Source organism: Lactobacillus apis, from assembly GCF_003150935.1.
GTDB lineage: Bacteria > Bacillota > Bacilli > Lactobacillales > Lactobacillaceae > Lactobacillus > Lactobacillus apis.
The window spans coordinates 381,327-406,956 of the sequence record NZ_CP029476.1 but is presented as its reverse complement, the minus strand read 5'-3'; the positions used below and the strand labels follow the sequence as shown (position 1 = coordinate 406,956).

The window sequence follows — 25,630 nt, the reverse complement described above, 5'->3', positions numbered from 1 at the left end:
TTTTAATCTGTCAATACTTTTTCTAAAAAAAATTTAATTAATCGCTTATTTATAATCAGATAACCAGTAACAAAGGTCTTTATATCAGTAAAAATACACAAAAAAAGGATTCCACACTGTGAAATCCTTTTTAAGAAAATAAATCAAAATATTTAATTTTAAGTCAAATGTTTTCCAATTACGTTGCCAATCACTGAAAGTGTAAAGCAGACGATGAAGTATAGTACTGCTAAAGCAGCAAACATTGGCAAAATATAATTAGAATTTTGTCCATAAATAACTTGTGCATGCTGCATCATTTCTGGAACAACGATAATTGTTGCCAATGAAGTATCCTTAATTAGCGAAACGAATTGACTAATAATTGTTGGAATCATGTTCTTATATGCCTGTGGCAATACAACATGCCATAATGCTTGAACAAAGGACATTCCCGTTGATCTTGCACCTTCCATTTGTCCGGTAGAAACTGATTGAATTCCCGAACGAACAATTTCTGCAATCATGCTTGATTCAAAGACCGTCATAGCAATAACTGCCGCCGGAATCGTTTCTGGTCTTAACCCAAAGTTTGGCAAGCCAAAGTAGGTAAAGAAGATAATTAAAAGTAACGGCACGTTACGGATAATATCAATTATAAAACCAACGATTTTTGAGACAAACTTGATTTTTGAATATCTAATAATTCCCAAAATTGAGCCAATAATGAAACTCAAAATAACTGAAATTACTGAAATATAGATAGTAACCCAAAGGCCCATTAATAGAAAGTGCACGTTTAGCCATGAAAAGGCGCTAATCCAATTTTGCATTTCACTGAACCTCCTCTCAGGCTAATTTCTTTTCCAAATACTGCATGTAGTAGCTAAGTGGTAATGTAATAATTAAATACAAAACCCCAACTACTAAATAGCTGTTAATCTGGTCAAAAGTAGTCGAAGCAATTGAGTTTGCTTGATACATCAAATCAAATCCTGCAACAAAGGCAAGAACCGATGAGTTTTTGACTAAGTTAACAAACTGATTTCCAAGTGGTGGAATAACGATCTTGAATGCTTGTGGCAAAATAATGTAACGCATTGCTTGCCAATAAGTCATGCCTGTAGAACGAGCACCTTCCATTTGTCCACCAGAAACAGATTGGATACCTGAACGAATCGTTTCAGCAATAAATGCAGAAGTATAAAGCGTTAAACCAATTGTTCCTGCAGTAAAACCATTAATCTTCATCACATATTTTGGAATAACAAGATAGAAGAACATCGTAATTACCAGCAGTGGAATGTTACGCAATATTTCTACGTAAGCACGTCCAATGAAGCGAGCTATTTTACTAGGAACAACTTCCATAATTGCAAACACAGTTCCTATAATTAAACTGAAGAATAATGCAATCACACTTGAAAGTATCGTCCAGCCCAAACCAACAAATAATTGACCACTGAATTTTGTAAAAATATCAATCATCGGCGATACAGCTCCTTGTACTTAAATCCTGGAACATCGCCAAACCACTTTTTAATTAAGCGATTGTATTCACCATCATGCTGCATCTCAAGAACTGCCTTGTCAACAGCCTTAGTAAATCCGGTTTGTCCCTTATTAACCGCAACACCATAAGGTTCAACGGTGAAAGTCCCACCTCGAACTTCATAGCCTGGGTTCTGAACTGCTAACCCAAATAAGATACCATTGTCAGTAGTCAATGCATCACCTTGACCTGATTTCAGTGCGTTCATAGCTTGAGCATAGTCTTGAAGTTCTATCACTTTTGCTCTAGGAGCTATCTTTTTAATGTTTTCTACTGAGTTAGCACCAACTACCCCAATTACAGTCTTACCGTTTAAATCTTTGGCACTTTTAATTGAGGAATTTTTAGCAACTAATATTGACTGACCGGCATCAAAGTATGAGTGTGAAAATGAAATAATCTTTTTACGCTCTGGAGTAATCGTCATCGTAGCAATTATTGCATCGACATTACCATTCTTCAGAAGCGGTATTCTTGATTGTGACGTAGTTGTGACAAATTCTGCCTTGCCTTTGGGCCCTAAGATACGCTTAGTAATTGCTTTGGCCATGTCAACATCAAAACCTTTTTGTTGACCATCGCGGACATCAATCAAGCCAAAAAGTTTAACATCACCTTTAACACCCCAAGTAATCGTATTAGACTCTTTAACATTATCTAAAACAGATTGATCACTTAGGCTCTTACCACATCCAGTTAGCATCAATACACATGCTAGTAAAGGAAGCAACCAAAATTTCTTTTTCATAATCGGCCTCCTTAGTGAGAGATGATCTTACTCAAGAATTGTTGTGCCCGTACTGTCTTAGGTTGTTCAAAGAAACTTGCGCTATTCTCATCTTCAACAATTTGACCTTGGTCCATGAAGATAACTCGGTTGGCAACCTCTTTAGCAAAGCCCATTTCGTGGGTAACAATCAAGGATGTCATTCCGCTCTCATTTGTAACTTTCTTAATAACTTGCAAAACATCATCAATCATTTCTGGGTCAAGCGCACTAGTTGGTTCATCGTAAAGAATAAGCTTAGGACGCATGGCCAATGTTCGAGCAATGGCAACACGCTGCTTTTGACCACCTGAAATTTGTGAAGGCATATTGTGTGCCCATTTTTCCAGACCAACCATTTCGAGCAGTTCCATTGCTCGTTTTTTGTTTTCTTCTTCTGGAATATGGCTAACAATTCTTGGTGCCAACATAATATTTTCAAGTACATCTTTATTTTTGTACAGATTGAAGTGTTGGAAAACCATCCCAACATCACTTCTAAGAATGTTAAGGTTAGTCTTTGGATCAGACAAATCATGACCGTTAACAATCAATTGACCTTTTTGGATTGTTTCAAGGCCGTTCACGGTACGTACTAAAGTACTCTTACCTGAACCTGATGGTCCAATTAAAACCACCGTCTCCCCTTCATCAATTTCCAAATTAATGTCGTGCAGTGCATGAAAATGGCTATAATATTTTTGCACGTCATGGAACTCTATCATCGACATTGTTATCGCCCCTTTCATTATCTTGCAATAAAATAAGTCATTGAGACCATTTTACTATAGCCGTTAAGATTTTTAAAAATTATACACCTTTTTTAATGAAAATTTATACAATTTTGTAATTTATTTCTTACAAATCACAAAGTTTCTTAGGTACCAAATCATTGCTAAATCTTATGTTAGCAATGATTTTAGCGCTATCACACATTTCATTATAGCTTCTTTTTAACGGCTTGTTCAATCTTACACATTTGAAATCAAAAAGTAAATACTTTGTTTGACTTTTAAAAGCTACCCACTTAGTTTAGACTTATTCAAAAAGGAGAAAGCAAATGGACAAACTTGAACGTTATCAACTGCTACTTAAGCAAGCACAAAGCCTACTTGAAGATGAGCACGATTTGATTGCCAATATGAGTAATATCAGTGCTCTACTGTTTAACAATTTGCCTGATGTCAGCTACGCTGGTTTTTATCGTTATCAAAATCATGAATTAATTTTGGGACCTTTTCAGGGTCCTGTTGCATGCATGCACATTGCAATAGGCAAAGGTGTTTGCGGTACAGCCGCTAAAGCAAAAGAAACACAAATTGTCCCTGATGTTCATAAATTCGCTGGTCATATTGCTTGCGATGCTGCGACCAATTCAGAAATCGTCATTCCAATCATGAAAAATGAAGCTTTGATTGCCGTCTTAGACCTTGATAGCAAGAACTTCGCACGTTTTGACGATATTGACGCAGAATACCTAACTAAAATTGCTAACTGTATTTAAACTAGCTTTTTAAAATTAATAAATGCAAAAAAACTGGCATACTACTGCTTCTATAGCATAATTTACCAGTTTTTCAGTTATATTATTTGCTATTTTATTTTTGTCCAGCTTGACGTTGGAAGAATTTAACAATTTCAACAATGATAATCATACAAGTTCCTGCACCTAAGACAATTAACCATTGCATGCCATTTAATTCTGTAACATCAAAGAACCTAGTCATAAATGGTAATTCTACTGCGGCCATTACTATTGCTGAAATAAGGATAGCCCAGTTAAACCATTTATTTGTAAGTGTATGCTTAGAAAAGATTGATTGATGGATATATTTTGAGTTAATCGCATGGAATAATTGGATTAATCCTAAAGTCAAGAATGCCATAGTCAACGCATCCGCATGCTGTAAGTTAGCACTGTTAACATGAGGACCAAATTTCAAGCCTAATTGATAAGTTGCTAAAACTAAAATACCTTCCAAAATTCCTTGGTAGACGATTGAACTAGAAACGCCACCACTAAAGAAATTGGACTTCCGACCACGTGGTGCCCTCTTCATGATACCTTTTTCCACTGGTTCAAGTCCAAGCGCAATAGCTGGTAGTGTATCAGTAACAAGGTTAATCCAAAGAAGTTGAACGGGTGCTAAAATGTCCCAACCAAGCATTGTCATCATAAACACTGTCAAGACCTCACCAACATTACAACTCATCAAGTACAGAATTGCCTTTTGAATATTGCTGAAAACTTTACGACCTTGCTTAACAGCTTCAACGATTGTGGCAAAGTTATCGTCGGCCAAAATCATATCGCTGGCACCCTTGGAAACTTCAGTACCTGTGATACCCATACCGATACCAATATCAGCTTGCTTCAAACTAGGGGCATCATTAACACCGTCACCGGTCATCGCAACAATTTTACCACGAGCTTGCCATGCCTTAACAATTCGAACTTTGTGCTCTGGCGAGACACGAGCATAAACGCTGTAATCAGGTACATGTTCTTGCAAGTATTCATCGCTAACTTCATCAAGTTGAGCACCAGTAACCACGCGTTCATCTTGACCTGGTTTTAGAATTCCAAGTCGCTCAGCGATTGCTTGTGCAGTCACTTGGAAGTCTCCGGTAATCATAACTGTTCTGATTCCTGCATCATGTGCTTCTGCGATTGCCTTTTTAGCTTCAGGTCTTTCTGGATCGATCATCCCAACCAAACCAACAAAAATTAAATCTTGTTCAACGTTATCAGTAGAAGGAGCATCGTATAGCTGATCAACTGTCTTATACGCTAAACCTAAGACTCTTAAGGCTCTTCTTGCCATTTTTTGGTTAGAAAGTAAAACTTCTTCTTTTTGTTCAGCAGAAATCGGTTCTACCTTGCCATTAACTTCGATTTTAGTAACTCGTTTAAGTAATTGGTCAGGTGCTCCCTTAACAGCAACAAAATATTGTCCACCATTTTCATTAACCGTACTCATTAACTTACGGCCAGAATCAAAAGGAACTTCTTGAACCCGTTTGTGCTGGTCAAGTAGCTGATGAACATCAATCTTTTGATCTAAGGCATATTGAATAAGTGCCGTCTCAGTTGGATCTCCCAACAATCTATTTGTGTCATCAAGCTTAGAGTCGTTAGCTAAAACCATTGACAACAACGTAGGGTTAGCTTCAGAAATCTTCTGGTCTGCTTGATGAGCTTCATTGTCATAGTAGACCTGCTCAACTGTCATCTTATTTTGAGTTAATGTACCAGTTTTATCTGAACAGATAATATCAGTTGCACCCAAAGTTTCAACTGCAGGTAATTTACGCACAATCGAATTGTGCTTAGCCATTACTTGCGTTCCAAGCGCCAAAATGATGGTAACAATTGCAGGTAATCCTTCTGGGATTGCCGCAACTGCTAACGAAACTGCAACTAAGAACATATCAATTGCTAATTTTTGTGTTGGCTCTGTACCCTGCTTGGTAAAGAAACCGACAACGAAAACAACCGCACAAATCAGCAAAATCATAATTGTTAATGTCTTACCTAATTGGTTAAGGTTACGCTTAAGCGGTGTATCCGTTTCATCGGTATTGTTAAGCATGGTGGCGATTTTACCGACTTCAGTATTCATCCCAATTTCAGTAACAATTCCCTCACCACGACCATAGGTAACGTTGGTGTTGGCAAAAGCCATATTATCTTGATCAGCTAAAGCAACTTTATCCTCATTAATTTGGTCATGCTCTTTATCAACTGGTACTGATTCCCCAGTTAATGCGGACTCCTCGATCTTCAAGCTCTCAGTGATTGTCAAACGCAAGTCTGCGGGAACAACATCTCCAGCTTCAAGTAAAACAATATCGCCTTGCACTAATTCAGTACTTGGAATCTCAACCACTTGCCCATTCCTTCGCACATGCGCATTCGGCGTGGCCATTTTTTTCAGAGCATTAATTGCTTCTTCAGAACGAGTTTCTTGGAAAACACCCAAAACAGCGTTCAGGATAACAACAACCATGATAATCGCAGCGTCTGTCCACTCTTGAGCGACAAAACCAGATAAAAGCGCAGCAATGATCAAAACAATAATCATAAAGTCTTTAAATTGTGCAATAAAGCGTTGCAACATACTGGTTTTCTTCTTACCAGCAAGACTATTAGGACCATATTTTTCCTGAAGCTGCTTTACTTGCTCCGAATTTAAACCATTTTCACAAGATGTTGAAAGCTCTTTTTCAATATCTTTAATTGTTTGATTATAAAAATTTTGGGGCATTTTTTCCTCCTAAAAATAAAAAAGAGACTTATATGTTTAAAACACACAAGTCTCACTAATTAAGATAAGTCCAGAAGTATATCTTCGGTTGTTGGGCTTATCGCAGGTAATTGCTGTTACTCCCTTATGATGTTTTTATTATAAATAAAAATCTTCAGATTAACAAGGAGAAAGCTAATTAAAATGAATAAAATAGACCAGCCAATGCCCCATTAAGAATGCTGACTGCTGTTGCCACCAAAAATAGTCTTAATGCATGACTTGCAATAGCTTCACCATGCTCTTCATCAACCATTGTATGCATGATACCTAATGTAGTACCCAAGTTTGGTAAGTTAGCAAAAGAAATCAAGAAAACACTAACAATTGCTTGCGTCTTAAGCGGAACTGCGTGCATATTAATTTGGTTTATTGCGACAAAGATATTGGTAAATGCTTTGGTAGCCAGAACTGTACCAGCACTAACAATTGAATGTGGATCTACTCCCATGATAAAAGCTACAGGAGCACAAACATAACCAATTAAGGCCGTTAAGGTTTTACCACAAACTGATTTGAAAATAATGTTGACAAAAGTAATTAACGAAACAAAACCAATAATTGAGATTGAAATGTTAATTGCCAGTTTAAATCCAAGGTTCATGCTGTCAATCAAACGCGTAATCAATGACTTTTGATTAGTGTTCTTAGTCGAAATTTCATAATTAACTTGCGAAATATCGTATGGTGCAACTATTTTAGCAACAATAATCGAAGTGAAGAGGTTAAGTATCAAAGCAACAATAATAAATTCAGATTTAATAATATGCATATATGAAGCAATCATTGTTACTGTAGTATTTGATAAAGTATAAATTGATAGTGTAAATAATTGATTTGGTGACATGTCTTTCATTTGATCCTTGAAAGGAACAAAAACACCATTACTTACAAAAGGATAACTTAAAATCGTAAACGCATTAATTTCATCAATGTGGAACAGCTTTTTTAGAACTTTACCAACGTATTTAATAATAAAAGGCAAAATACGCAAATACTGCAACAATTCAATCAATGCGCAAATGAAAATCAACGGTAATAAGACATTTAAGAAAAATTGTGAAGTAGCACCGGGATTTTTTAAATCACCGAAAACGAAGTTTACACCCTTACTACTAGACTGACTGATAATATTTAAACTACCGGATAATCCCTTAATGATCCAGTTACCAATTGTTGTTTTTAAAATCAAAAACAGGATTACTAATTCTGTTACAAAAAGATAAATAAGTGATTTGTAGTCGATGTGCTTGCGATCAAAACTTACCAGATAAAGTAGACCCAACACTATAATAATTCCAATTACTCCCATTACTTTCTCCCTAATTGCGCTGCGTTAAATAGTATGAATATTCATCAAAAATATTATCAACAAATTGGTCTGTCAAACGATATTCTGGTACTTCATAAGAATTCGTCAGAACCAAAAAATCGTGAGCATTAGAATCATAATTTTCTTGCTTAAGAGCCCAATCTTGTTGGCTGAAAACCTGATATTCTGACGAAGTCAGGCGATAAATTCTAACACCATATGGAATGGTAAAAGAATCTATTAATTGCTGCCTAGTTTTCCCTTTTAAGCTAATAAAAATTCCTAAATGTTCGCGAGCAAATTTTTGTTTTAAAAACTCTACTAAATGACTGAGATCAAAATCTTCTGCAAGCCAATTTTGATAATCTTCTTCTGAATAAAAATTACCTGTTTTAGCTGGCAGAGTCTCAGTTAAGACGATTTCTTCTTGACGTTTTACAATTTTATTTTGATCATTAAATTCAAACGTCATGTGACCAAAACAATTACCTTGGTATCCGCCTTGAACAACAAGGGTATCACCTATTCGACCATGATTGATACGGTGCTGGTGACCACAGCTAAAACCATCAATGCCTGGTGTTTGCGATACTAACTTAAAAGTTTCGTCCTCACCCGTTGCATAGTTAGTTTCAGCGTGTGTCTTCAAATCCCGTTCAATTCCACCGTGATAGCCGACTAAAATTAAATCGACTTGATCACGCAAAGCTTCTACCTGTTTTTGTAATTCAGGTAATGCTTCCTTAACAACTACTCCCGTGGTTACATCAAAGTCACTGATCATTGACATTCTACTTGTCAGTAAGCCAATTACTCCCACTTTGATGCCATCAATTTCTTTAATGGTAGACGGTGAAAAAATCCAATTTCCCTCTTCATCAAAAACATTACAACAAACATAGTCAGCATTTAAATGGCTAACCTGACGCTTTAAATAATTCAATCCATGATCAAAATCATGGTTCCCAGGTACCATGACATCAAACCCGACTTTATTGGCATAATCTACCATTGGAGATACTTGCATCTGATCACAAAAATAAGTGGTCAAAGGGTTGCCAACAAAGAAGTCTCCACTATCCATTAACAGAGAGTTAGGATATTTTTCCTTTATTCCTTGCAACGCCAAGGCAGGTGGCTGCCCCTCATTAGAAATAAAGCCATGGATATCTGTCGTAGTTAACACATTTACTAGTTTATTCACTGTTTCCTCCTTTTTTAAATTTGTTAAAAATTACCAACAATTTAATTTTATACTAAAGGATTTATAAATGGCAATATACTTCTAAAATGTTCTTTTTAAGTTCATTGACAATTACTATAAAGTTAAATTATAATATTGCTTATTTTTTTAAAATATAATGAGATAATCCGAAAGTTATTCTCATTAATTTTTATAAGTGGGAGAATGTATGAATAATATTAATGGTGAATCAGAGGCAATTTTAAAATATGTTGGCGGACCAGATAACGTCAATAATTTGGTCCATTGCGTAACTAGATTGCGCTTTGACTTAAAAGACGATAGTAAAGTCGATAAAGACAAATTGAATTCCTTGCCTTGCGTTTTAAGTGTCGTTAAAAGTGGCGGTCAAGAGCAGGTCGTAATTGGTACTAATGTGGCAGATTATTATGACGTCATTCAGAAAAAACTGAGTGATAACAAGACAGCTAACTCTAAAGAAGAAAAAACAGATAAAAAAGCTAAGTTGTCAATAACTAAAACTATTTCCGGGGCTTTTATGCCACTTCTTTCAGTAATGGCTGGCGCCGGAATGGTAAAGGCTGTTCTAACAGTTTTAGCTAATTTGCATTGGTTATCTGAAACTAGTACAGCCTATCTTGTCTTATCTGCAGCTGGGAATTCAATCTTTTACTTCCTACCTATTTTTGTCGGCATTACTTTAGCCAAAGAATTTAAAGCAGACCCATTCGTCGGTGGTGCCTTGGGGGCGGCACTGTTAGAACCAAATTTCACTCAGCTGGTTGGAAAGCACGGTCTTAGTCTTTTTGGCATGCCATTAGACGCAATTGACTATTCCACAACAGTATTCCCAATTTTTGTCATTATCGGGGTTTACGTTTTACTTGACCGCTTATTGAAAAAGATTATTCCACAACAAATTCAGATTTTCCTAAATTCAATGATTTGTTTAATTATCTTAGTACCAGCAACCGTACTAATTTTTGGTCCATTTGGTGACACTGTTGGTAAATGGATTTCAGCTATTATTATGTGGCTATTCGGTAAAAGCAGATTAGTTGCTGGCTTGCTGCTAGGCATGGTCTATCCTTTCTTAACCGTACTTGGTTTACACTGGGGACTAGTGCCAATCACATTGCAAAACCTCAAAATGTACGGTGGTGATGTAATTGGTGGTGTGGCAGTTGCAGCCGTTTGGGCACAAATCGGTGTTTCCCTCGGTATCTTTTTATACAGTTTACTCAAAAAGAAAGATGCCAAACTCAAGGGACTATCAGGATCTGTTACAATTACAGGTATTTTTGCCGGTGTAACTGAACCTATTTTGTACGGTTTAATTATGCCCTCAAAGAGATTAATGATCATCACAGCAATTGCAGGTGGAATTGGTGGTGCCATTAATGCCTCACTTCACGTAGTTGTTCGAGCATTCCAAATTGACAACATTTTCTCAATCTTGATGCTAATGTATAAGCCAATTGGCTTTATGATTTTAGGCTCCGCAATATCTCTAATTACGGCAGCAATATTAACCTTCTTTTGGGGAATCGATCCAAAAGATCAATAATAATTTTCAAAGCAAAAAACGTGGTTCCGAGTGGAATCACGTTTTTTATTTATAAGTAAAATGAGATGTACACTTAATTTATTTTAAGCCTGTCCATTTCCATTCTGTTACTTCTGGCATATCTTTACCATTGTCACGAATGTATTGGTGGTGCTTAGCTAATAAGCGATCCATTTCTGCAACAAAGCCTGCGCTCTTTTCAGCGTATTCTGGCATACTCAAGACTGCATCCTTTGCTAAATGGAAACGATCAAGTTCATTAACAACTCTCATGTCAAATGGAGTAGTAATGTCGCCTTCTTCTTCATAGCAGTGAATATGAACATTGCTACGATTACGACCAAACCAGATTGATTGCATCATTGCCTTGTAGCCGTGCCATGCAAAAATTACTGGCACATCAGTAGGAAATAATTCTTCAAATTCCTTGTCGGAAATTGCTTCTGGATTATCTGTTGTATTCATTAACTTCATTACATCAATGACGTTAATGTAACGAATTTTCATTTCTGGGAAATTCTTATGCAAAATGTCAATAGCAGCTAAAGACTCCATAGTTGGCTCAGTTTCAGTTGAAGCAAAGACAACATCAGGCTTAGCATTTTGATCAGTTGAAGCCCAATCAATATATGATAAACCATGGTTAGCAATCTGAGTTGCTTCATCGATTGAGAACCATTGTGGACGTTCTTGCTTAGAAGTAACCAAAACGTTGATACATTCACGATCAGTAAATGCTTTTTGAGATACTGCTAATAAAGAGTTCGTATCAGCTGGTAAGTACTCGTGAATCAAATCTGGACGATTCTTTTCATATAAGTGAGTTAAAATACCTGGATCTTGGTGAGTATAACCATTGTGATCTTGTTGGAAAACAGTTGAAGTTGCAACAAAGTTCAAAGATGGGTAATCCTTACGCCAATATTGTTCCTTGGCTTTTCTTAACCACTTCATGTGCTGGGTTAACATCGAGTCAACAACACGTCCAAATGATTCGTAAGTTGCAAAGAAACCATGACGACCAGATAAAACGTAGCCTTCAAGCCAACCTTCGTCTTGGTGCTCGGATAATTGAGAATCAATTAAACGACCACTTGGTGCCAAGTTCTCATCGTTTGGTGTATGAACTGAACCTTCCCATTGACGCTTTTGCTCATCAATAAATTTGAACAAACGATTTGATTTGGTTTCATCAGGTCCAAAGCCACGGAAATTGTCTGGGTTAAGTTCTGCAATTTCATTCAAATATTTTGCCCATTCAGTCATATCTTCTGCTTCAACTGAACCAGGTTGATCAAACTCTAAGGCATATTTACGATAATCTGGAAGGTTGAGGCGCTTAGCTTTGTCGCCACCACCATTTGTAATTGGGTTGACTGCCATTCTGCTATCACCAGTAACATTATCAGCAGTTACCAATTCAGTTGGTACACCATTTTCATCAAACAATTCTGCTGGTTTATAGCTTTCAAGCCAATCAACCAACATATCTTTATGTTCCATGTCATCTTGAGCAACAGGAATTGGAATTTGGTGTGCTCTAAATGAGTTTTCAATAGGATTACCCTCAAGATCAGTTGTAGGTCCTGTCCATCCCTTTGGAACGCGGAAGATAATCATTGGCCAATGTGGTAAAGTCTCATCATTATTTTCACGAGCATTCTTTTGAATGGCTTTAATTTCTTCAATTACAGTATCCATTAATTTTGCCATTTCTTCGTGAACTTGCATGTGATCTTTATAGCCGTCAAATTCACCACCATTATATGCAGAAATAATGTAAGGATGCCAACCCATACCTTCAAAGTACTTGGTTAGTTCTTCATCTGACATTCTTGAAACGATGGTTGGGTTAGAAATTTTAAAACCGTTGATTTGTAAAATTGGTAGTACAGCACCATCTTTGATTGGGTTAATGAACTTGTCACTAAACCAACTTGCAGCCAAGGGGCCAGTTTCAGCTTCACCATCACCGATTTCAACTGCTGCAATCACATCAGGATTGTCTAAAATTGCACCCGTACCATGAGAAAGTGAGTAGCCAAGCTCGCCACCTTCATGCATTGAACCTGGAGTTTCAGGAGCAGCGTGAGAAGCAGAACCACCAGGAAAACTGAAGCGCTTGAACAACTTAGCCATTCCCTTTTCATCTTGTTGAATTTCTGGGTAAAGCTCACTGTATGAACCGTCAAGATATGAGTTAGAAACCATTACTTGACCACCGTGACCGGAGCCTTCGATATAAAACATATCCAAGCCATACTTCTTAATGACACGGTTTAAATGTGCATAAATAAAGTTTTGTGGTGAGATTGTTCCCCAGTGTCCGATTGGTTTAGGCTTAACTTCACTTGCTTTAAGGTCATGCTTTAAAAGTGGGTTGTCCATCAAAAAGAGTTGACCAACTGACAAATAGTTAGCTGCACGCCAATGGGCATCTACGCTCTTTAAAAATTCCTTTGAATCATAATCTACTGCCATATTATTTCTCCTATTTAGAAATTATTTACTTAAACTTTCTTTATACGGTTATTATACCAATTTTGTATTCAATATCAACCATTTTAAAAATTGGTTCGTTCCAATTTTTGAAATAAGCATTTAAGCAAATTCCTTTTTTAAAAATATTGATTTACCAGTCTTTTTAACTTTAAACTTCAGTATAATTTTAGTTAAACACAAACAAACACATAAAATCCAATATGAAATACTGACTATTTGATTCTTTAAAAAATAAAAAATGCTAGATTATTTTTAGGAGAAATATTATGACTCAAGAAGAACGAATTCGCGAAATAAAAAAATTATTAGAACAAAAACATCACTTAGTTACAAAAGATTTAGCTGACTACTTTAATGTTTCATTTGATACAGCCCGGCGAGATGTTCTTAGATTAACTTCCACAGGTCAGGCGATTCGAGTTCACGGTGGGTTACTGGCTAACAGTCACGACAACGTACCTAATTTCATTACCAGGAATCACATCGACTCCCCTATTAAAACGAAAATGGCACAGATGGCGCTCCGCTTTGTTCATCCAAATCAATACGATTTTATTGGTGCTTCAACTACGCTGAAAAAGCTATGCGAATTAATTTGTGGTATGGATTTGCAGATTGTGACAAATTCAATTGATAATTCCCTGGAATTGATGCAATCAAGACTCCCTGATGTTCGTCTTTTAGGTGGAAAAATCGACAAAGAACATCGCTTTAATTATTCAGTCACATCGATTGATACTTTAAAGCGAATGAGCTTTAATACAGCATTTTTTGGCACATCAAACGTCAAAGAAGATGGTGCTTATCTCACAAAGATGAGTGATGCAGAATTAACTCGTGTCGCTGCTTCGAGGGCAAAACAAGTTGTGGTAATCGCAGAAAATTATAAGTTCAACAGTCAAAATACTTCTCCGTTTATGTCAATCCCCTTGAGTCAGATCGATGTACTTATTACTGATGATCCGTTACCCCAAGAACTAAAAGAAAAATTTGCGCCTAAAACACAAATTATTTCTGTACTAAGGAAGTGATGTAATGAGTGTTCACTTAATCGGTGCTTCATCTCCAAAAGAAAAAAAGCTGATTAATGAAACATACAAAGAATTAGATCAATTTTATCGTAGTTTTTTTAATAGTATTTATAACGAATTAAATATTGCAAAATATCGGCCAATTCGAGATGCAATCGGACTAGTTATGCGAAAATTCGAGTCAAATGATCATCCGCTACAATATACCGGCAAATTAGTGCTGTATATTCAGGCTAACACTGCGCTTAATCATCTGCACTTATCCAATTTTCAGCAAAAGCTCCTACATAGTTTAAGTAACAAAACCAAACAGATAAGTTTAAATTTTGTTTACACTAGTCCCATCACGGACATAAGCCAATTTAAACTTAGTAATATTTAATTTCCTTCTTTTAAATAGAATGTATCCCAAAAAGAGCTAAGCAACTGCTCAGCTCTTTTTCTATTTATTTAAATTTACGAACGTGTTGAACTTCATGTATTGGTAATGAATACGCATCGTTGATACCTCAAATGGTGTACCATCATCCAAAAAGAAGATACCCTCAATTACTCCAACAGGTTCTGTTTCTTTTAACTTTAGTTTCTCTTGATCCTCATTACTTGAAGGTTCAACTGTAATATTGAGAAAGGCTTTAGTAACAACCTTATTTTGAGAATCCTCTAAGTAATTAAACAGAGATTTTTTCAAATGTTCAGGCTTTAATTCAGGAACAATTTTAATCGGAAGGTAGCCTGTCTCAATTAAAAATGGTTGTTCATCAAGAAATCTTAATCTCTTAAACTCATAAACAAAATCATCTTCATTTAAAAACAGGTCTTGCCTGATTGCCTCTGGAGCTTTGATGACATTATAGTCTAGTAATTTAATGCTCTGCTTTTTGCCAGGGACTTTTAGACTATCGGTTAACCCTAAATTAGAGCCCTCATAGCGAAATAAGGATTGGTTCTTTAAATATAAAGGATTAATGAAAGTCCCACTTCCCCTTTTTTTAAAAACAATTCCTTGCTGAGATAGAAGCTCCATTGCTCGTTTCATTGAAGAACGACTAACCTGATAATGTTCAGCAAGACTTCGCTCGTCCGGTAGACGCATCCCTTCATATTTGTTATCCAATATATTTTGTTTTATATCGTGCATTACTGTGCGATAAACGAAATCTGCCATTTGTTACCTCAATTACTTTGCCTTTTTAATTGCACTAATAAACCAGTCTTCAAAAGCTTGACGATCAACTTTCACACCGACTTCTGCATTAGCAGGCTGATGATAAAAATCGTCAAAATCAATTAGTGAAGCTCCATAAGAGTACATGCTTTTGGTGTCAACTGCAACATATGCAGACTTAAAGGTGTACATTTCTGGCTTGATTAACATTCCAGCTGCAAGGGCATCGTATATTTCACGCCCATCACCTTCTGTTTCATCATGCAGATCAGTCAAGATTTGATATAACATTTCCCCTGTCTGATTCAACGTTTTAATTTGCTTTAGCGTATCAGGTGTAATAAAAGCTTGATGCCCTAGTTCTAGCGGTGCAAGCAAAATTTTCAATCCACTAGAAAAAACAATCTGTGCTGCTTCAGGATCACCAGCAACATTGTACTCACTATACGGACTCCAATTGCCGCGACCTATTGCGCCACCCATTATTACCAGCTGCTCAATATTAGCTAAATCCTCTGGGTATTGTCTGAAATACAAGGCAAAATCAGTTGCTGGCCCAATTTGCATTAAAGTTACTTTTTCACTGCTATTTGCAACTACCTCATGAATGGCATCTGCCGCTATCCCAGTTTTTAATAGCGACATATCCGGTTCAGGAAATTCATAGCCACCTAAGCCGCTTTTACCATGAACATCTGAAGCATCAATTTGTTGTCTCAGAAGTGGACATGAAGCGCCTGAAACTACAGGCACATTCGTATTCAAAAAAGCCTCTAATTTCAATGTATTAGTCAATGTTTTTTTAAGTGGCACATTGCCCCAAGTTGCGGCAATTAGCTTAACATCAAGCATATCTGAAAACAGAGCAATTATAATTGCTGCAACATCGTCAATACCAGGATCAGTACTGATAATTAATGGTTTTTTAGTCATTAAAATCCTCTTCTTTAAAGCGAACGCAATTCATCATGCATAATATGCAGAATTTTACTACATTTACTGCTTTTTTCGATCTTCAATTTGGCCGTTTGAATGCGCAATAATCACTTCATCACACACCTCAAGGAAAAGCCCGTTTTCAACTACACCAACAACTTTATCTAGGTAATCCGCTAAACCGTATGGGTCTGGAATTGGATCAATATTCAAGTCAATGATGTAGTTACCATAATGAGTAACAAAGCGCTTTTCGCCATTCATACGCCATTGTGGCTTCAAGCCATCTTCTTTAAACAAACGGAAATTCTGCTCGCAAGAAATTGGCAAAACTTCGACAGGTAATGGAAAATCACCCAATTGATCAACAAGTTTTGATTCATCCACAATCCACATGTTTCTTTCCGAATTAACGGCAACGTTTTTTTCTAGTGTCAGTGCACCACCGCCACCCTTAATTCCATCGAAATTACTTGCAAATCGGTCAGCCCCATCAATTGTTAAGTCAAGATGGTCAACTTCAGCCAGTTCACTAACTTTAAAACCACAGCTCTCCAATTGTTTCTTGCTTCTACTGGAAGTTGTCACTACTGTGGCTATGTTTAGACCTTCTTGGTCCTTACGTTTTCCAAGCTCTTCAATCAAAAAGGCAACAGTCGAACCTGTTCCAACGCCTAATTTCATTCCATTTTCTACTAAACTAGCTGCCTTTTCGGCTGCTTTTTGCTTTAATTTGTCCTGTTCCTGCTTATCCATTGTTTTTTGCTTTCTTTTCATCAACTATTTGTCATTGAGTAAGTTAATTTCATTATAGCAAAAATAATTTTAAAAGAAGACAACAAAAAAGGCAGTTAACAAAAACTGCCTTTTAAAACTGATTTTTATTCTGGATCAATTTCAGGTGCCTTATTTATTTCTCCTGACATCATCCAAATCCGTTTTTCAACATCAGCAAGGAAACCTGTTAGTAAATCATTTGTCGCATAGTCGCCTTCTTCATCACTAACCTTTATTCCCTCACGATAAAGATTTTCAAGGTAGTGGTAGCCTTCGATGATTTTAGCGTAGCGCTCATCAATTGTTTCATCCCAGTTTCCTTTTTCATCCTTAATATTTGTTTTTGCTGCGATCTCACTCAAAGTAGATACTGGCGAACCGTCTAATGTGATTAAACGTTCAGAAACTTCATCCAGTTGATCAGCTAATTCATCCATTACCTTATCTAAATATGGGTGCAATTTCAAAAAACGGTTGCCACGCATATACCAATGATGTTGATGAACAATCATGTGTAATTGTGTCAAATCAGCAACTAATTGATTTAAAACTTCTTTAGTCTTTGGATATTTCATATAAAAGTGCCTCCCAAATCTAATAAATTTGTTACACCTTTATTATATCGAGTGCACCTTGTTAATACTAAAATATTGATTGTAAATCGTGCTAAAGCAAAAATATTAAGCTAATTGCCTGCCATAGATGCTCTTTTGAATCAAATCCAGTGCTGCCTTAGTCTTAGCAGTACAAGTTTGCTTGTCATAAACCTTATCACGAGCAGATGAAATATATTCCTTTTGCCCACCATCAAGTTCCAATTCAATTCCATAAGGGTTTTTAATAACAGAAACTTTTGTCAGGAACGGTAAAGAAATAATTGGATCAAACAAAGCAACAGAAGGTAGCTTTTCTACACCACTTTCACCAAAAGTTTTTGCATCTTCAACTTCATCCATGTTTAAGCTCTTCATTGGGGTATTAGGTCCTAAAAAAATCATCTCAAACTTTTTCAGCCGAGTACTAAAGTCATAGTATCTAATTTGGTTAGCAGAAATTTCATAATAACTGTAATCATATTGAAGTGCTGTTGGGTAATAAATGCCTGAAACAAATAGAAAAACTGCCACTGAAACACCTAAAGACCAAATAACTGCATTAACACCAGTTGTCTGGAAAAGAATTAATGCAAATGGAAATACAAAAAGTGCCCAAAAAATTGAGAAAAACAATGGCCAGTAATTCATCTTTTTACCAAAAGTGATCATATAAATCGCTCCCTTCTATTAATTTACCAGTATTCTAGTCCCTTTTAATAGAAAGTTAAAGCAGTATAGCAACTTTTTTAAAATAATCCCGATATGTTCTTCAAGGCAATTAAATTATAAACCTAGTAAACTCAGCAACAGGCTTGCGAACCTTTGGCCTTCCAGGCTCATTTGCTTTCCCAAATGGAATAATTAATATTGGCAGCCAATCATCAGGAATAGATAAAAGCTGCTTAATTCCAGCAAAGTTTACACCTCTCATTGGGGCGCCATCATAGCCATATGCACGAATGGCGGATAATAAGTTCATTGAGAATAAGCCACAATCTAATTTAAGCGCTTCTGGGCCTTTTTCGATTGGGGACATCTCATAAAATTTCGTCATTTTTTCTTTGAATTTTTCTATTTCTTCAGGAGATAAATGCTCATTACGCGCTTTATAATCTGCTAAATGATCCACATCATATTCAAGTGGATCCCCAAAAACGATAAATATTGCTGCTGCATCTTCAATCTGACTTTGATTAAAAGATAGGGGTACCAATTGTTTTTGTACTTCCTTGTTCATAACTGTAACAACCTTCCAAGGCTGTGTGTTATTTCCTGACGGCGCTGTTGCCGCCAAAGACAGTATTTCTTCTATTTCCTGCTTTGAAATACGATGACTAGTATCAAATTTTCTAATTGATTTTCTCTCAGCTAAAAAATCAATAAAATCTTTCTTCATAGTTTATTCTCCTTATATTCTTTGATATAGTAACTTTAAACTACAGTAAAAAATAAGCAAGTACTAATCTTTTTGTTACTGTAAATGGAGGAATACTAATGAATCAAGTTTCACAGACCAGTTGTGGCATTTCCAAAGTAATGAGTCAGTTAGGTGGAAAATGGAAATTTTTGATAATCTGACGAATTCATCAGAATGAAGGAATTAGATTTAATCAATTACAACGAGATACTAACGGAATCACTAATGTAATGCTCAATAGATGTCTAAAAGAACTTACTCAAGACGGTTTCGTATTAAGAAAAGACTTTCATTCCGTACCACCACATGTGGAATATTACCTTACCAAACAAGGAAAGAGTTTTATTAAGATAATGGAGACTATGAATGATTGGGGTGAAAATAATCTTTAATAGACTTTGGACTTTTTGATATATCTTTACACACAAAAAACACTCTATTTCATTAAATAGAGTGTTTCTATTAGTTAATATTAATTTTATTCAGCGGTAGCAGTAGCTCCTTCTTTTTCTTGTTTTAGTAAGACATTATCATAGTGTTTAATGAATGGGTACCAAACAAGGAAAGCAACTATCGCACAGACAATTGAAAGGACCCCACCTTGCCAACTAGTTGTTGCAATAAAGCCGCCCAGACCAACAGGTGTTGGCCAAGGTTGTTGAACTCTAATTACAGGTACCAAGTGGGATGCAATTCCAAGGTAAGCCACAATTCCTGAAGCAAGTGGCGCACAGATAAATGGAATCATCAAATTAATATTGTAAACAATTGGCAAACCAAAAATTAACGGTTCATTGATATTGAAGATAGCTGGCACTATTTCAACCTTACCAAGTTCTTTCAATTGAGTAGATCTAGCCCGAAGAACTAACCAAATTGCAACACCAAGCATTGCTCCCGAACCACCAATAGTAATAAATGAGTTTGTTGGGTCTCCTGCAAAGAAGTGTTGTCCACCTCTTTGAGCATTGTCAGCCATATTAGCTAAAACGATTGGAGTCGTAAATGAGCTAATAATAGTCGCGCCATGGATTCCAAACCACCATAAGAAGTGAATTAAGAAGACAATAATCAAGAAGCCCCACCATGTGTCTGCAATATTGCTAATGAATGAGAATGGAATAAACAGCAAATTGAACATGTCAGTGCCGGCCAAGACTAAAGCACCATTAATTGCAGCAACTACAACAGCTACACAAAATGCTGGAATCAAAGCACTAAAAGAGTTTGCGACTCCTGCTGGAACTGAATCTGGCATCTTGATTTGCCAGTTATGCTTAACGGTATAGCGGTAAATTTGAACCGTTAGCCAAGCTATTACCAAACCAACAAAGATACCAACAGCACCTATTCTGTATATACCTGCTGTTGATGCTTGATAACCACCAACTATCATCTTAGTCTTGGTGATAGATTGCAAAAATTGCATTCTTCCATCTTTCCAGACTAATTGAGCAACGGTGATGAAAAAGCCCATTAAGAACATCATTAATCCGTTCATTGGAACCAAATTGATTTGCTCTTCATCACGATAAATTTTTGTATATGAAAATGCAAAGGTTCCTGAGAAAACTAATGCAATAATACCCATTGTCGCATTATAAACAGACTGAAATAAGTCAGTAAAACGCCCAATTGTATTAGCATAAAAGCTAATAAAGCCATCAACACGAATAACTTGCGGTAACACCGTCAAGATTAAGAAAAATGCACCAACAATTGAAAACGAGATAACACTGTATCCAGCGTCCATGATTGCCCGAACAAATCTTGTAGCAGCAAATTTGCCGGCAATCTCAGCAAACCGATCCTTCAATGGTTTTTTTGTTGTTTCTGCCATAATAATATAACTCCCCTCTATTCTTAGTTTGTATCCTAACTAAGTTAATACTATTGTAAGCCTTTTCATGAATAAAATAAATACTCATTTTGCTTTTTTGTATGTTTCAATAAGTTTTTTGTACTTATCCTTACCTATTATAATATTGTGGATTCTTCTTTCGCAAATGTAGGCAAGAATTATCTCAGCAAATAAAAAAGCGAGCATCAGATAGAGCGAATCTGAATTGGTAACAAATGGAAAAAATTGTATTCTCATTGGTATAAATAAACATATTGCTAAAATCAAATTTAAACCAATTTGTGTCCAAAAATAGTAACGTGTCACTGGAACGTCAGGTTTGCGATTATGCATCTTGGTTAGCTGCTCAATTCCAGCTGCAGCCGAAAAAAGCGTTACTAGCCCTGATAACACAATACCAATCCATGTCCGATACTGAATTAGGATTAAAAACCAAAATAAATTCACGAATAAGAATATAACTACACTATACCGTAGCATTAAATACCGACTAAAATAGAGATATTTAATGCTATCTGCGCGCCTCTTTTGCTCAACCGTTTTTGGTTGTGAATTATCTGACATTATTTTCTCCTTAACTATGCAATATATTCTGTATTATTATACCGCTAAAAAATAAAATTGATTCCCTTATAATAACTTGATTGGATTATCTTATTTGTTTAAAATATATTTGTTAAGCGCTATCAGTAAAAATATTAAAAAGGAGATTCAAATGTACTCAGCAAAAATGCCAGATGGCTTTTTATGGGGCGGCGCTGTTGCTGCTCATCAATTAGAAGGTGCTTGGGACGTTGACGGCAAAGGTATGTCAGTTGCCGACGTTATGACTGTTGGTTCAGCCACTAAGCCTCGTGAAATTACAGATGGAGTAATTCCAGGTAAAAACTATCCTAACCACAGTGCCATTGATTTTTATCACCACTACGAAGAAGATATTAAGCTAATGGCTGAAATGGGCTTTAAAGCCTTCAGAACTTCAATTGCTTGGACAAGAATTTTTCCAAACGGTGATGACGAAAAACCAAATGAAGCAGGTTTGAAGTTTTATGATGATTTATTTGCTACTTGCCATCACTATGGCATCGAGCCAGTTATCACCCTTTCTCACTTTGAAATCCCATACAATTTAGTAAAGAAATATCACGGCTTTACTAACCGTAAGTTGATTGATTACTTTGTACGCTTTGCAACAGTTTGCTTTAACCGCTACAAAGACAGTGTTAAGTACTGGATGACTTTTAACGAAATTGATAATCAAGCAGCTTATAATGAAAACTTCTTAATGGCCACTAACTCAGGACTTATCCTTGATGGTATGACTGATCAAGAAAAAGAAGCAGCAATGTACCAAGCAGCTCATTATGAACTGGTTGCTTCAGCCTTAGCTGTCAAAATCGGACATAAGATTAATCCTGATTTCCAAATTGGCTGTATGATTAATTACTCACCAGTTCGTCCACTAACTCCTTCATCAGATGATGTATTATTAGCTGACAAGTTTGAGCAAAGACGTGACTGGTTCTCAGATGTTCATGTTTTCGGTGAATATCCAAAAGAAGTTGAAGCATACATTACTCGTAATGGTTACCGTCCAGACATCACTGATGAAGATCGTGTTGTTTTGAAAGAAGGTACAGTTGATTACGTTGGCTTCAGCTACTACCAGACAACTACTGTATCGGCCGAAAAGGTTAAACCTGATAAATTAAACGATTTATCAAAAGCAATCGCTAAGAATCCAACTTTGGAACGTAGTGACTGGGGCTGGGAAATTGACCCAGAGGGACTTAGAATTGCATTAAACCACTTAACTGATCGTTACCACATCCCACTATTCATTGTTGAAAATGGCTTGGGTGCATATGATAAAGTTGAAGAAGATGGCTCAATTCATGATGATTACCGTGTTGATTACATGAGAAAGCATATTTCCGAAATGGAAAAAGCCGTTGAAATTGACGGTGTTGACCTGATGGGTTATCTTCCATGGGGACCAATTGACCTAGTTTCAGCAGGAACTGGACAAATGGACAAGCGTTACGGCTTTATCTATGTTGACAAAAATGATGCTGGTGAAGGAACATTGAAGCGTTCACGCAAAGATTCCTTTAACTGGTATAAAAAAGTTATTAGTTCAAATGGTGAAGATCTAGACTAGTAAATTTAAAAATCAATCAAAAAAGCGAAGTTCTTAATAACTTCGCTTTTTGTATCTTATGAAATAGAGGAAAAATATTTTTTAGAACTTGATTGCTACTTAATTACAACAAAAAGCCAGATAACCTTTGAATAAGGTTATCTGGCTTTTTAGAAGATATAAAAGTTTTACTTTTTGGTTATCTTATTTTTTAAAAGTACCGTTTTCATACAATTTTTCGTACAAGTCAACCATTTCACCGGCTAAATCTCTGAAAGTAATTGCATTCATTAAATGGTCTTGTGAGTGAACTACTAGCAAGGTGACTTTAGTATGGCCTCCCTGAGCTTCCTTGGTAAGCATACCAGTTTGAGAATTGTGAGCTTCATTTAATGACTCATCTGATTCCTTTAACTTCGCTCTAGCACCTTCAATGTCACCAGTTTTAGCCAAACGAATTGCTTCAAAAGCTAAACTCTTTGCATTACCACCATTGGCAATTAAACCCATTGCTGATTCTAAAGTAGCTTGTTCTTCTTGTTCAGGTGTCATATTTTCTGCCATCGTATTCCTCCGCTTTAACCGTTAATTAAATCTTCTGCTTGTTGTAAAACTTTTACGCCATCCATCATACCATAAGCGCGCATATCAATTACGGCAAAAGGAATGTCTTTGCCATCTTTACCTTGACCTTGTACTTTGTTCTTGAAATCACTTTCCATGTAACGAATTTGTGGCCCAAGTAAAATACAATCTGGATGATCCTGCTCAATATGTTGAGTAGCTTCTGAAGCTGGACAAGCAAAAATATTTGCATCAATTCCTTGATCTTTAGCAGCTTGTTGCATCTTTGTTACTAGTAATGATGTGCTCATTCCTGCACTACAATTCAGCATAATAGTTTGTTCTGCCATAATAATTATTTCCTCCTAAAATGTATCCATAATTTAATTACATTATAACACTTTTAGGTTAGCGCTTACTATCAAAAAGATAATATTTAATTCTCTTTTAGTCTTTAATAAAAAATTGGTTTACTACTTAAAAAGTGGCAACAGCAACACAAATCCCTACAACTAATAAAATCAACCCAAAGAATAACGAAAAGGCCATTGAAGCAGGTGCAAAGCCATTGTTAGTACCATTTTTAATTATTCCCTTGCTATATCTTAGGCTGAAGAGCAATTCAATTGCACCTAAGACAATTAAAACAATTCCAACTAAGCGGCCAGTAACATTGCCCTTTAATAGGGTAGCCAAACTAGAAGTTAAAAGCATGATTCTATCCTCCTTAACTAAGTAAGTATCTCTGTCTTTAGTAAAGACTAGTAATTGAAAGTTCTTAGGCTTGTACTGTCTTTTTCTAAGGAGTGGTACTAAATTTCTTTTATACTTTTATGATAGCACTTCCAGCAAACAATGGCTCATTTTTAGCAAAAAAGCCATATCTCGGTCAAGTACCAAAATATGGCTTTTGAATCATTTTCTGAAATTAAGATTAAGACTTAATAATCAAGCAAACGGTAGTAGCGTCTTGTTTGAGCAGATCTGCCTGTTTTAATTGAATACATGTTGAAGAGCGTATCAAAGTAGTGGTTTAAAGCATAAGCTTCAATAAATACCTGTAAGTCACTATCAAATTCATTTAGCTTAAAGGCCTTCATATCAATTATCAAAGGATTTTTAGCAAATTGTTTAACAAAGTTTACTACACGCATGTCTTCTTGACGATTTGAGTTACTGTTAACAACCACACTAACACTTTGATTATTATCAATAATTTCAAAAGGTCCATGGAAAAACTCACCTGAGTTAATTGCTTGTGCCTTAATGTGCTGAATTTCTTCCATTAAGTAATTTGCAAAGCAGCAAACTTCTCCCCAAACATTTCCTGAGCCAACCCACATTTGCATCTGATCAATATTAGTATTATTGACGTGATCTAAGGCAGCAGGAACAAGTGCTTCTATCCCTTCGGCTACATTTTGTGCCATTTCTTTAAGCTGTTGTTTTTGACTTTCATTTGTTTTATTGTCTGATTCTTGTGCAAAGTTAATTAAAAACCAGCCTAATTCAATTAAATTTGCATCCGTATCAAACGATTTAATACGCTCATCAATCAGACTCTCTTTTTCTAAGGTACTATTTTCATCCCCGATAAAACTAATAATTGTTGCCTTAGGAAAATCCTTTCTGATTTTTTCAATTGCTTCAACCAATTCTGTCGTTTCACCGGTTTTTGTACCAGCTAAAATCAAACTATCATTGGTTATATCATCATGATATAAGTCACATAATTCTTCAGGTGTAGTAACAACAAAAGGAATAGGTAATTTTTTAAACATTAATGGGCGTAAGTTAACAAACTTGGTATATGAACCTCCACACCCAGTAAAGAAAATATTTTTAATATTCTTTTTTCTTAATTTTGCCAAAACTTCATCAACATGATCAAGCTCCTTCACAGCAGAATTATAATTAGTTAAAAACTCATTTTTATCGAAATACATTTATT

At 36.0% G+C, this 25,630-nt stretch carries 26 protein-coding genes; 6 read left to right on the top strand and 20 right to left on the bottom strand.

The features are described from left to right. Positions 1–158: 158 nt before the first annotated feature. The 4 genes from DKL56_RS02065 to DKL56_RS02050 are packed head-to-tail and all read right to left on the bottom strand — an operon-like array spanning position 159 to position 3,028. Positions 159–812, bottom strand: coding sequence for an amino acid ABC transporter permease (locus tag DKL56_RS02065; RefSeq protein WP_046306301.1), 654 nt, complete (start codon positions 810–812; stop codon positions 159–161). A 16-nt stretch (positions 813–828) separates the two neighbouring features. After that, positions 829–1,467: an amino acid ABC transporter permease gene (locus tag DKL56_RS02060; protein ID WP_074425671.1), complete on the bottom strand. Its 639-nt coding sequence runs from the start codon at positions 1,465–1,467 to the stop codon at positions 829–831. Beyond that, entirely contained in the window at positions 1,464–2,279 is an 816-nt protein-coding gene (locus tag DKL56_RS02055; protein WP_074425672.1) for a glutamate ABC transporter substrate-binding protein, read from the bottom strand. The genes DKL56_RS02060 and DKL56_RS02055 overlap by 4 nt, the downstream gene beginning before the upstream one ends. 11 nt (positions 2,280–2,290) lie before the next feature. Further along, positions 2,291–3,028: an amino acid ABC transporter ATP-binding protein gene (locus tag DKL56_RS02050; RefSeq protein ID WP_109715218.1), complete on the bottom strand. Its 738-nt coding sequence runs from the start codon at positions 3,026–3,028 to the stop codon at positions 2,291–2,293. Between the two features lie 329 nt (positions 3,029–3,357). On the opposite strand from DKL56_RS02050, the gene DKL56_RS02045 reads away from it, so the two are divergent. Next, positions 3,358–3,801: a GAF domain-containing protein gene (locus tag DKL56_RS02045; RefSeq protein WP_109715217.1), complete on the top strand. Its 444-nt coding sequence runs from the start codon at positions 3,358–3,360 to the stop codon at positions 3,799–3,801. A 94-nt stretch (positions 3,802–3,895) separates the two neighbouring features. Here DKL56_RS02045 and DKL56_RS02040 read toward each other — a convergent pair whose 3' ends face one another. The 3 genes from DKL56_RS02040 to DKL56_RS02030 all read right to left on the bottom strand — a co-directional run bounded on the left by DKL56_RS02040 (position 3,896) and on the right by DKL56_RS02030 (position 9,120). Next, positions 3,896–6,565, bottom strand: coding sequence for a calcium-translocating P-type ATPase, PMCA-type (locus tag DKL56_RS02040; protein ID WP_109715216.1), 2,670 nt, complete (start codon positions 6,563–6,565; stop codon positions 3,896–3,898). Between the two features lie 178 nt (positions 6,566–6,743). Then, positions 6,744–7,916, bottom strand: a complete 1,173-nt coding sequence (locus DKL56_RS02035; protein WP_074425675.1) for a nucleoside transporter C-terminal domain-containing protein — start codon at positions 7,914–7,916, stop codon at positions 6,744–6,746. Positions 7,917–7,926: 10 nt separating this feature from the next. Further along, positions 7,927–9,120, bottom strand: a complete 1,194-nt coding sequence (locus DKL56_RS02030; RefSeq protein WP_109715215.1) for a bifunctional metallophosphatase/5'-nucleotidase — start codon at positions 9,118–9,120, stop codon at positions 7,927–7,929. Positions 9,121–9,328: 208 nt separating this feature from the next. On the opposite strand from DKL56_RS02030, the gene DKL56_RS02025 reads away from it, so the two are divergent. Beyond that, positions 9,329–10,687 (top strand): PTS transporter subunit EIIC, encoded by a 1,359-nt coding sequence (locus DKL56_RS02025; RefSeq protein ID WP_109715214.1) that lies wholly within the window; start codon positions 9,329–9,331, stop codon positions 10,685–10,687. Between the two features lie 78 nt (positions 10,688–10,765). Here the strand turns inward: DKL56_RS02025 and DKL56_RS02020 are convergent, their stop codons facing one another. Further along, positions 10,766–13,168: a phosphoketolase family protein gene (locus DKL56_RS02020; RefSeq protein ID WP_109715213.1), complete on the bottom strand. Its 2,403-nt coding sequence runs from the start codon at positions 13,166–13,168 to the stop codon at positions 10,766–10,768. A gap of 287 nt (positions 13,169–13,455) precedes the next feature. On the opposite strand from DKL56_RS02020, the gene DKL56_RS02015 reads away from it, so the two are divergent. Both DKL56_RS02015 and DKL56_RS02010 read left to right on the top strand, forming a co-directional pair. Beyond that, positions 13,456–14,220, top strand: a complete 765-nt coding sequence (locus tag DKL56_RS02015) for a DeoR/GlpR family DNA-binding transcription regulator (RefSeq protein ID WP_074425679.1) — start codon at positions 13,456–13,458, stop codon at positions 14,218–14,220. 4 nt (positions 14,221–14,224) lie between these two features. After that, a complete protein-coding gene (locus tag DKL56_RS02010) occupies positions 14,225–14,602 on the top strand; it encodes a bacteriocin immunity protein (protein WP_109715212.1) in 378 nt (125 codons plus the stop codon). Between the two features lie 60 nt (positions 14,603–14,662). Here DKL56_RS02010 and DKL56_RS02005 read toward each other — a convergent pair whose 3' ends face one another. The 6 genes from DKL56_RS02005 to DKL56_RS01980 all read right to left on the bottom strand — a co-directional run bounded on the left by DKL56_RS02005 (position 14,663) and on the right by DKL56_RS01980 (position 19,093). Next, positions 14,663–15,388, bottom strand: a complete 726-nt coding sequence (locus tag DKL56_RS02005) for a GntR family transcriptional regulator (protein WP_109715211.1) — start codon at positions 15,386–15,388, stop codon at positions 14,663–14,665. Between the two features lie 12 nt (positions 15,389–15,400). Next, positions 15,401–16,321: a nucleoside hydrolase gene (locus tag DKL56_RS02000; RefSeq protein WP_109715210.1), complete on the bottom strand. Its 921-nt coding sequence runs from the start codon at positions 16,319–16,321 to the stop codon at positions 15,401–15,403. 63 nt (positions 16,322–16,384) lie between these two features. Further along, complete coding sequence (gene rpiA / locus DKL56_RS01995) at positions 16,385–17,080, bottom strand: ribose-5-phosphate isomerase RpiA (RefSeq protein WP_074425683.1); 696 nt, start codon at positions 17,078–17,080, stop codon at positions 16,385–16,387. 125 nt (positions 17,081–17,205) lie between these two features. Next, on the bottom strand, positions 17,206–17,676 hold the full coding sequence (locus tag DKL56_RS01990; RefSeq protein WP_109715209.1) for a Dps family protein: 471 nt from the start codon (positions 17,674–17,676) through the stop codon (positions 17,206–17,208). A 105-nt stretch (positions 17,677–17,781) separates the two neighbouring features. Continuing rightward, on the bottom strand, positions 17,782–18,366 hold the full coding sequence (locus tag DKL56_RS01985; RefSeq protein WP_109715208.1) for a hypothetical protein: 585 nt from the start codon (positions 18,364–18,366) through the stop codon (positions 17,782–17,784). Between the two features lie 109 nt (positions 18,367–18,475). Continuing rightward, positions 18,476–19,093 carry a nitroreductase family protein gene (locus DKL56_RS01980; protein ID WP_109715207.1) on the bottom strand — a complete coding sequence of 206 codons (618 nt, stop codon included), beginning with the start codon at positions 19,091–19,093 and terminating at the stop codon, positions 18,476–18,478. Between the two features lie 185 nt (positions 19,094–19,278). Between DKL56_RS01980 and DKL56_RS07900 the strand changes: the two genes are divergently transcribed. Further along, positions 19,279–19,506: a winged helix-turn-helix transcriptional regulator gene (locus tag DKL56_RS07900; RefSeq protein WP_338035264.1), complete on the top strand. Its 228-nt coding sequence runs from the start codon at positions 19,279–19,281 to the stop codon at positions 19,504–19,506. 86 nt (positions 19,507–19,592) lie between these two features. Here the strand turns inward: DKL56_RS07900 and celB are convergent, their stop codons facing one another. Both celB and DKL56_RS01965 read right to left on the bottom strand, forming a co-directional pair. After that, a complete protein-coding gene (gene celB, locus DKL56_RS01970) occupies positions 19,593–20,954 on the bottom strand; it encodes a PTS cellobiose transporter subunit IIC (RefSeq protein WP_109715206.1) in 1,362 nt (453 codons plus the stop codon). 84 nt (positions 20,955–21,038) lie between these two features. Then, positions 21,039–21,539: a PTS cellobiose transporter subunit IIA gene (locus tag DKL56_RS01965; RefSeq protein WP_109715205.1), complete on the bottom strand. Its 501-nt coding sequence runs from the start codon at positions 21,537–21,539 to the stop codon at positions 21,039–21,041. Positions 21,540–21,690: 151 nt separating this feature from the next. Here DKL56_RS01965 and DKL56_RS01960 point away from each other — a divergent pair, with 151 nt between their 5' ends. Then, positions 21,691–23,136 carry a 6-phospho-beta-glucosidase gene (locus DKL56_RS01960; RefSeq protein WP_109715204.1) on the top strand — a complete coding sequence of 482 codons (1,446 nt, stop codon included), beginning with the start codon at positions 21,691–21,693 and terminating at the stop codon, positions 23,134–23,136. 183 nt (positions 23,137–23,319) lie between these two features. Here DKL56_RS01960 and DKL56_RS01955 read toward each other — a convergent pair whose 3' ends face one another. The 4 genes from DKL56_RS01955 to DKL56_RS01940 form a co-directional block, all read right to left on the bottom strand. Then, complete coding sequence (locus DKL56_RS01955; protein ID WP_109715203.1) at positions 23,320–23,679, bottom strand: PTS lactose/cellobiose transporter subunit IIA; 360 nt, start codon at positions 23,677–23,679, stop codon at positions 23,320–23,322. A gap of 14 nt (positions 23,680–23,693) precedes the next feature. Then, a complete protein-coding gene (locus tag DKL56_RS01950; protein ID WP_046306261.1) occupies positions 23,694–24,029 on the bottom strand; it encodes a PTS sugar transporter subunit IIB in 336 nt (111 codons plus the stop codon). 127 nt (positions 24,030–24,156) lie between these two features. Continuing rightward, positions 24,157–24,393, bottom strand: coding sequence for a hypothetical protein (locus tag DKL56_RS01945; RefSeq protein WP_109715202.1), 237 nt, complete (start codon positions 24,391–24,393; stop codon positions 24,157–24,159). A gap of 227 nt (positions 24,394–24,620) precedes the next feature. Next, positions 24,621–25,625: an SIS domain-containing protein gene (locus tag DKL56_RS01940; RefSeq protein WP_109715201.1), complete on the bottom strand. Its 1,005-nt coding sequence runs from the start codon at positions 25,623–25,625 to the stop codon at positions 24,621–24,623. Between the last annotated feature and the right edge of the window lie 5 nt (positions 25,626–25,630).

Coding starts and splice junctions, on each gene's coding strand:
- DKL56_RS01945 (WP_109715202.1), bottom strand. CDS start 24,393: ATGCTTTTAACTTCTAGTTTGGCTACCCTATTAAAGGGCAATGTTACT.
- DKL56_RS02060 (WP_074425671.1), bottom strand. CDS start 1,467: ATGATTGATATTTTTACAAAATTCAGTGGTCAATTATTTGTTGGTTTG.
- DKL56_RS02035 (WP_074425675.1), bottom strand. CDS start 7,916: ATGGGAGTAATTGGAATTATTATAGTGTTGGGTCTACTTTATCTGGTA.
- DKL56_RS01955 (WP_109715203.1), bottom strand. CDS start 23,679: ATGGCAGAAAATATGACACCTGAACAAGAAGAACAAGCTACTTTAGAA.
- DKL56_RS01990 (WP_109715209.1), bottom strand. CDS start 17,676: ATGAAATATCCAAAGACTAAAGAAGTTTTAAATCAATTAGTTGCTGAT.
- DKL56_RS01965 (WP_109715205.1), bottom strand. CDS start 21,539: ATGTCAGATAATTCACAACCAAAAACGGTTGAGCAAAAGAGGCGCGCA.
- DKL56_RS02040 (WP_109715216.1), bottom strand. CDS start 6,565: ATGCCCCAAAATTTTTATAATCAAACAATTAAAGATATTGAAAAAGAG.
- DKL56_RS02000 (WP_109715210.1), bottom strand. CDS start 16,321: ATGACTAAAAAACCATTAATTATCAGTACTGATCCTGGTATTGACGAT.
- DKL56_RS02015 (WP_074425679.1), top strand. CDS start 13,456: ATGACTCAAGAAGAACGAATTCGCGAAATAAAAAAATTATTAGAACAA.
- DKL56_RS02005 (WP_109715211.1), bottom strand. CDS start 15,388: ATGGCAGATTTCGTTTATCGCACAGTAATGCACGATATAAAACAAAAT.
- DKL56_RS02050 (WP_109715218.1), bottom strand. CDS start 3,028: ATGTCGATGATAGAGTTCCATGACGTGCAAAAATATTATAGCCATTTT.
- DKL56_RS01985 (WP_109715208.1), bottom strand. CDS start 18,366: ATGATCACTTTTGGTAAAAAGATGAATTACTGGCCATTGTTTTTCTCA.
- DKL56_RS01950 (WP_046306261.1), bottom strand. CDS start 24,029: ATGGCAGAACAAACTATTATGCTGAATTGTAGTGCAGGAATGAGCACA.
- DKL56_RS02010 (WP_109715212.1), top strand. CDS start 14,225: ATGAGTGTTCACTTAATCGGTGCTTCATCTCCAAAAGAAAAAAAGCTG.
- DKL56_RS02065 (WP_046306301.1), bottom strand. CDS start 812: ATGCAAAATTGGATTAGCGCCTTTTCATGGCTAAACGTGCACTTTCTA.
- DKL56_RS02025 (WP_109715214.1), top strand. CDS start 9,329: ATGAATAATATTAATGGTGAATCAGAGGCAATTTTAAAATATGTTGGC.
- DKL56_RS02055 (WP_074425672.1), bottom strand. CDS start 2,279: ATGAAAAAGAAATTTTGGTTGCTTCCTTTACTAGCATGTGTATTGATG.
- celB (WP_109715206.1), bottom strand. CDS start 20,954: ATGGCAGAAACAACAAAAAAACCATTGAAGGATCGGTTTGCTGAGATT.
- DKL56_RS02045 (WP_109715217.1), top strand. CDS start 3,358: ATGGACAAACTTGAACGTTATCAACTGCTACTTAAGCAAGCACAAAGC.
- DKL56_RS01940 (WP_109715201.1), bottom strand. CDS start 25,625: ATGTATTTCGATAAAAATGAGTTTTTAACTAATTATAATTCTGCTGTG.
- rpiA (WP_074425683.1), bottom strand. CDS start 17,080: ATGGATAAGCAGGAACAGGACAAATTAAAGCAAAAAGCAGCCGAAAAG.
- DKL56_RS02020 (WP_109715213.1), bottom strand. CDS start 13,168: ATGGCAGTAGATTATGATTCAAAGGAATTTTTAAAGAGCGTAGATGCC.
- DKL56_RS01960 (WP_109715204.1), top strand. CDS start 21,691: ATGTACTCAGCAAAAATGCCAGATGGCTTTTTATGGGGCGGCGCTGTT.
- DKL56_RS01980 (WP_109715207.1), bottom strand. CDS start 19,093: ATGAAGAAAGATTTTATTGATTTTTTAGCTGAGAGAAAATCAATTAGA.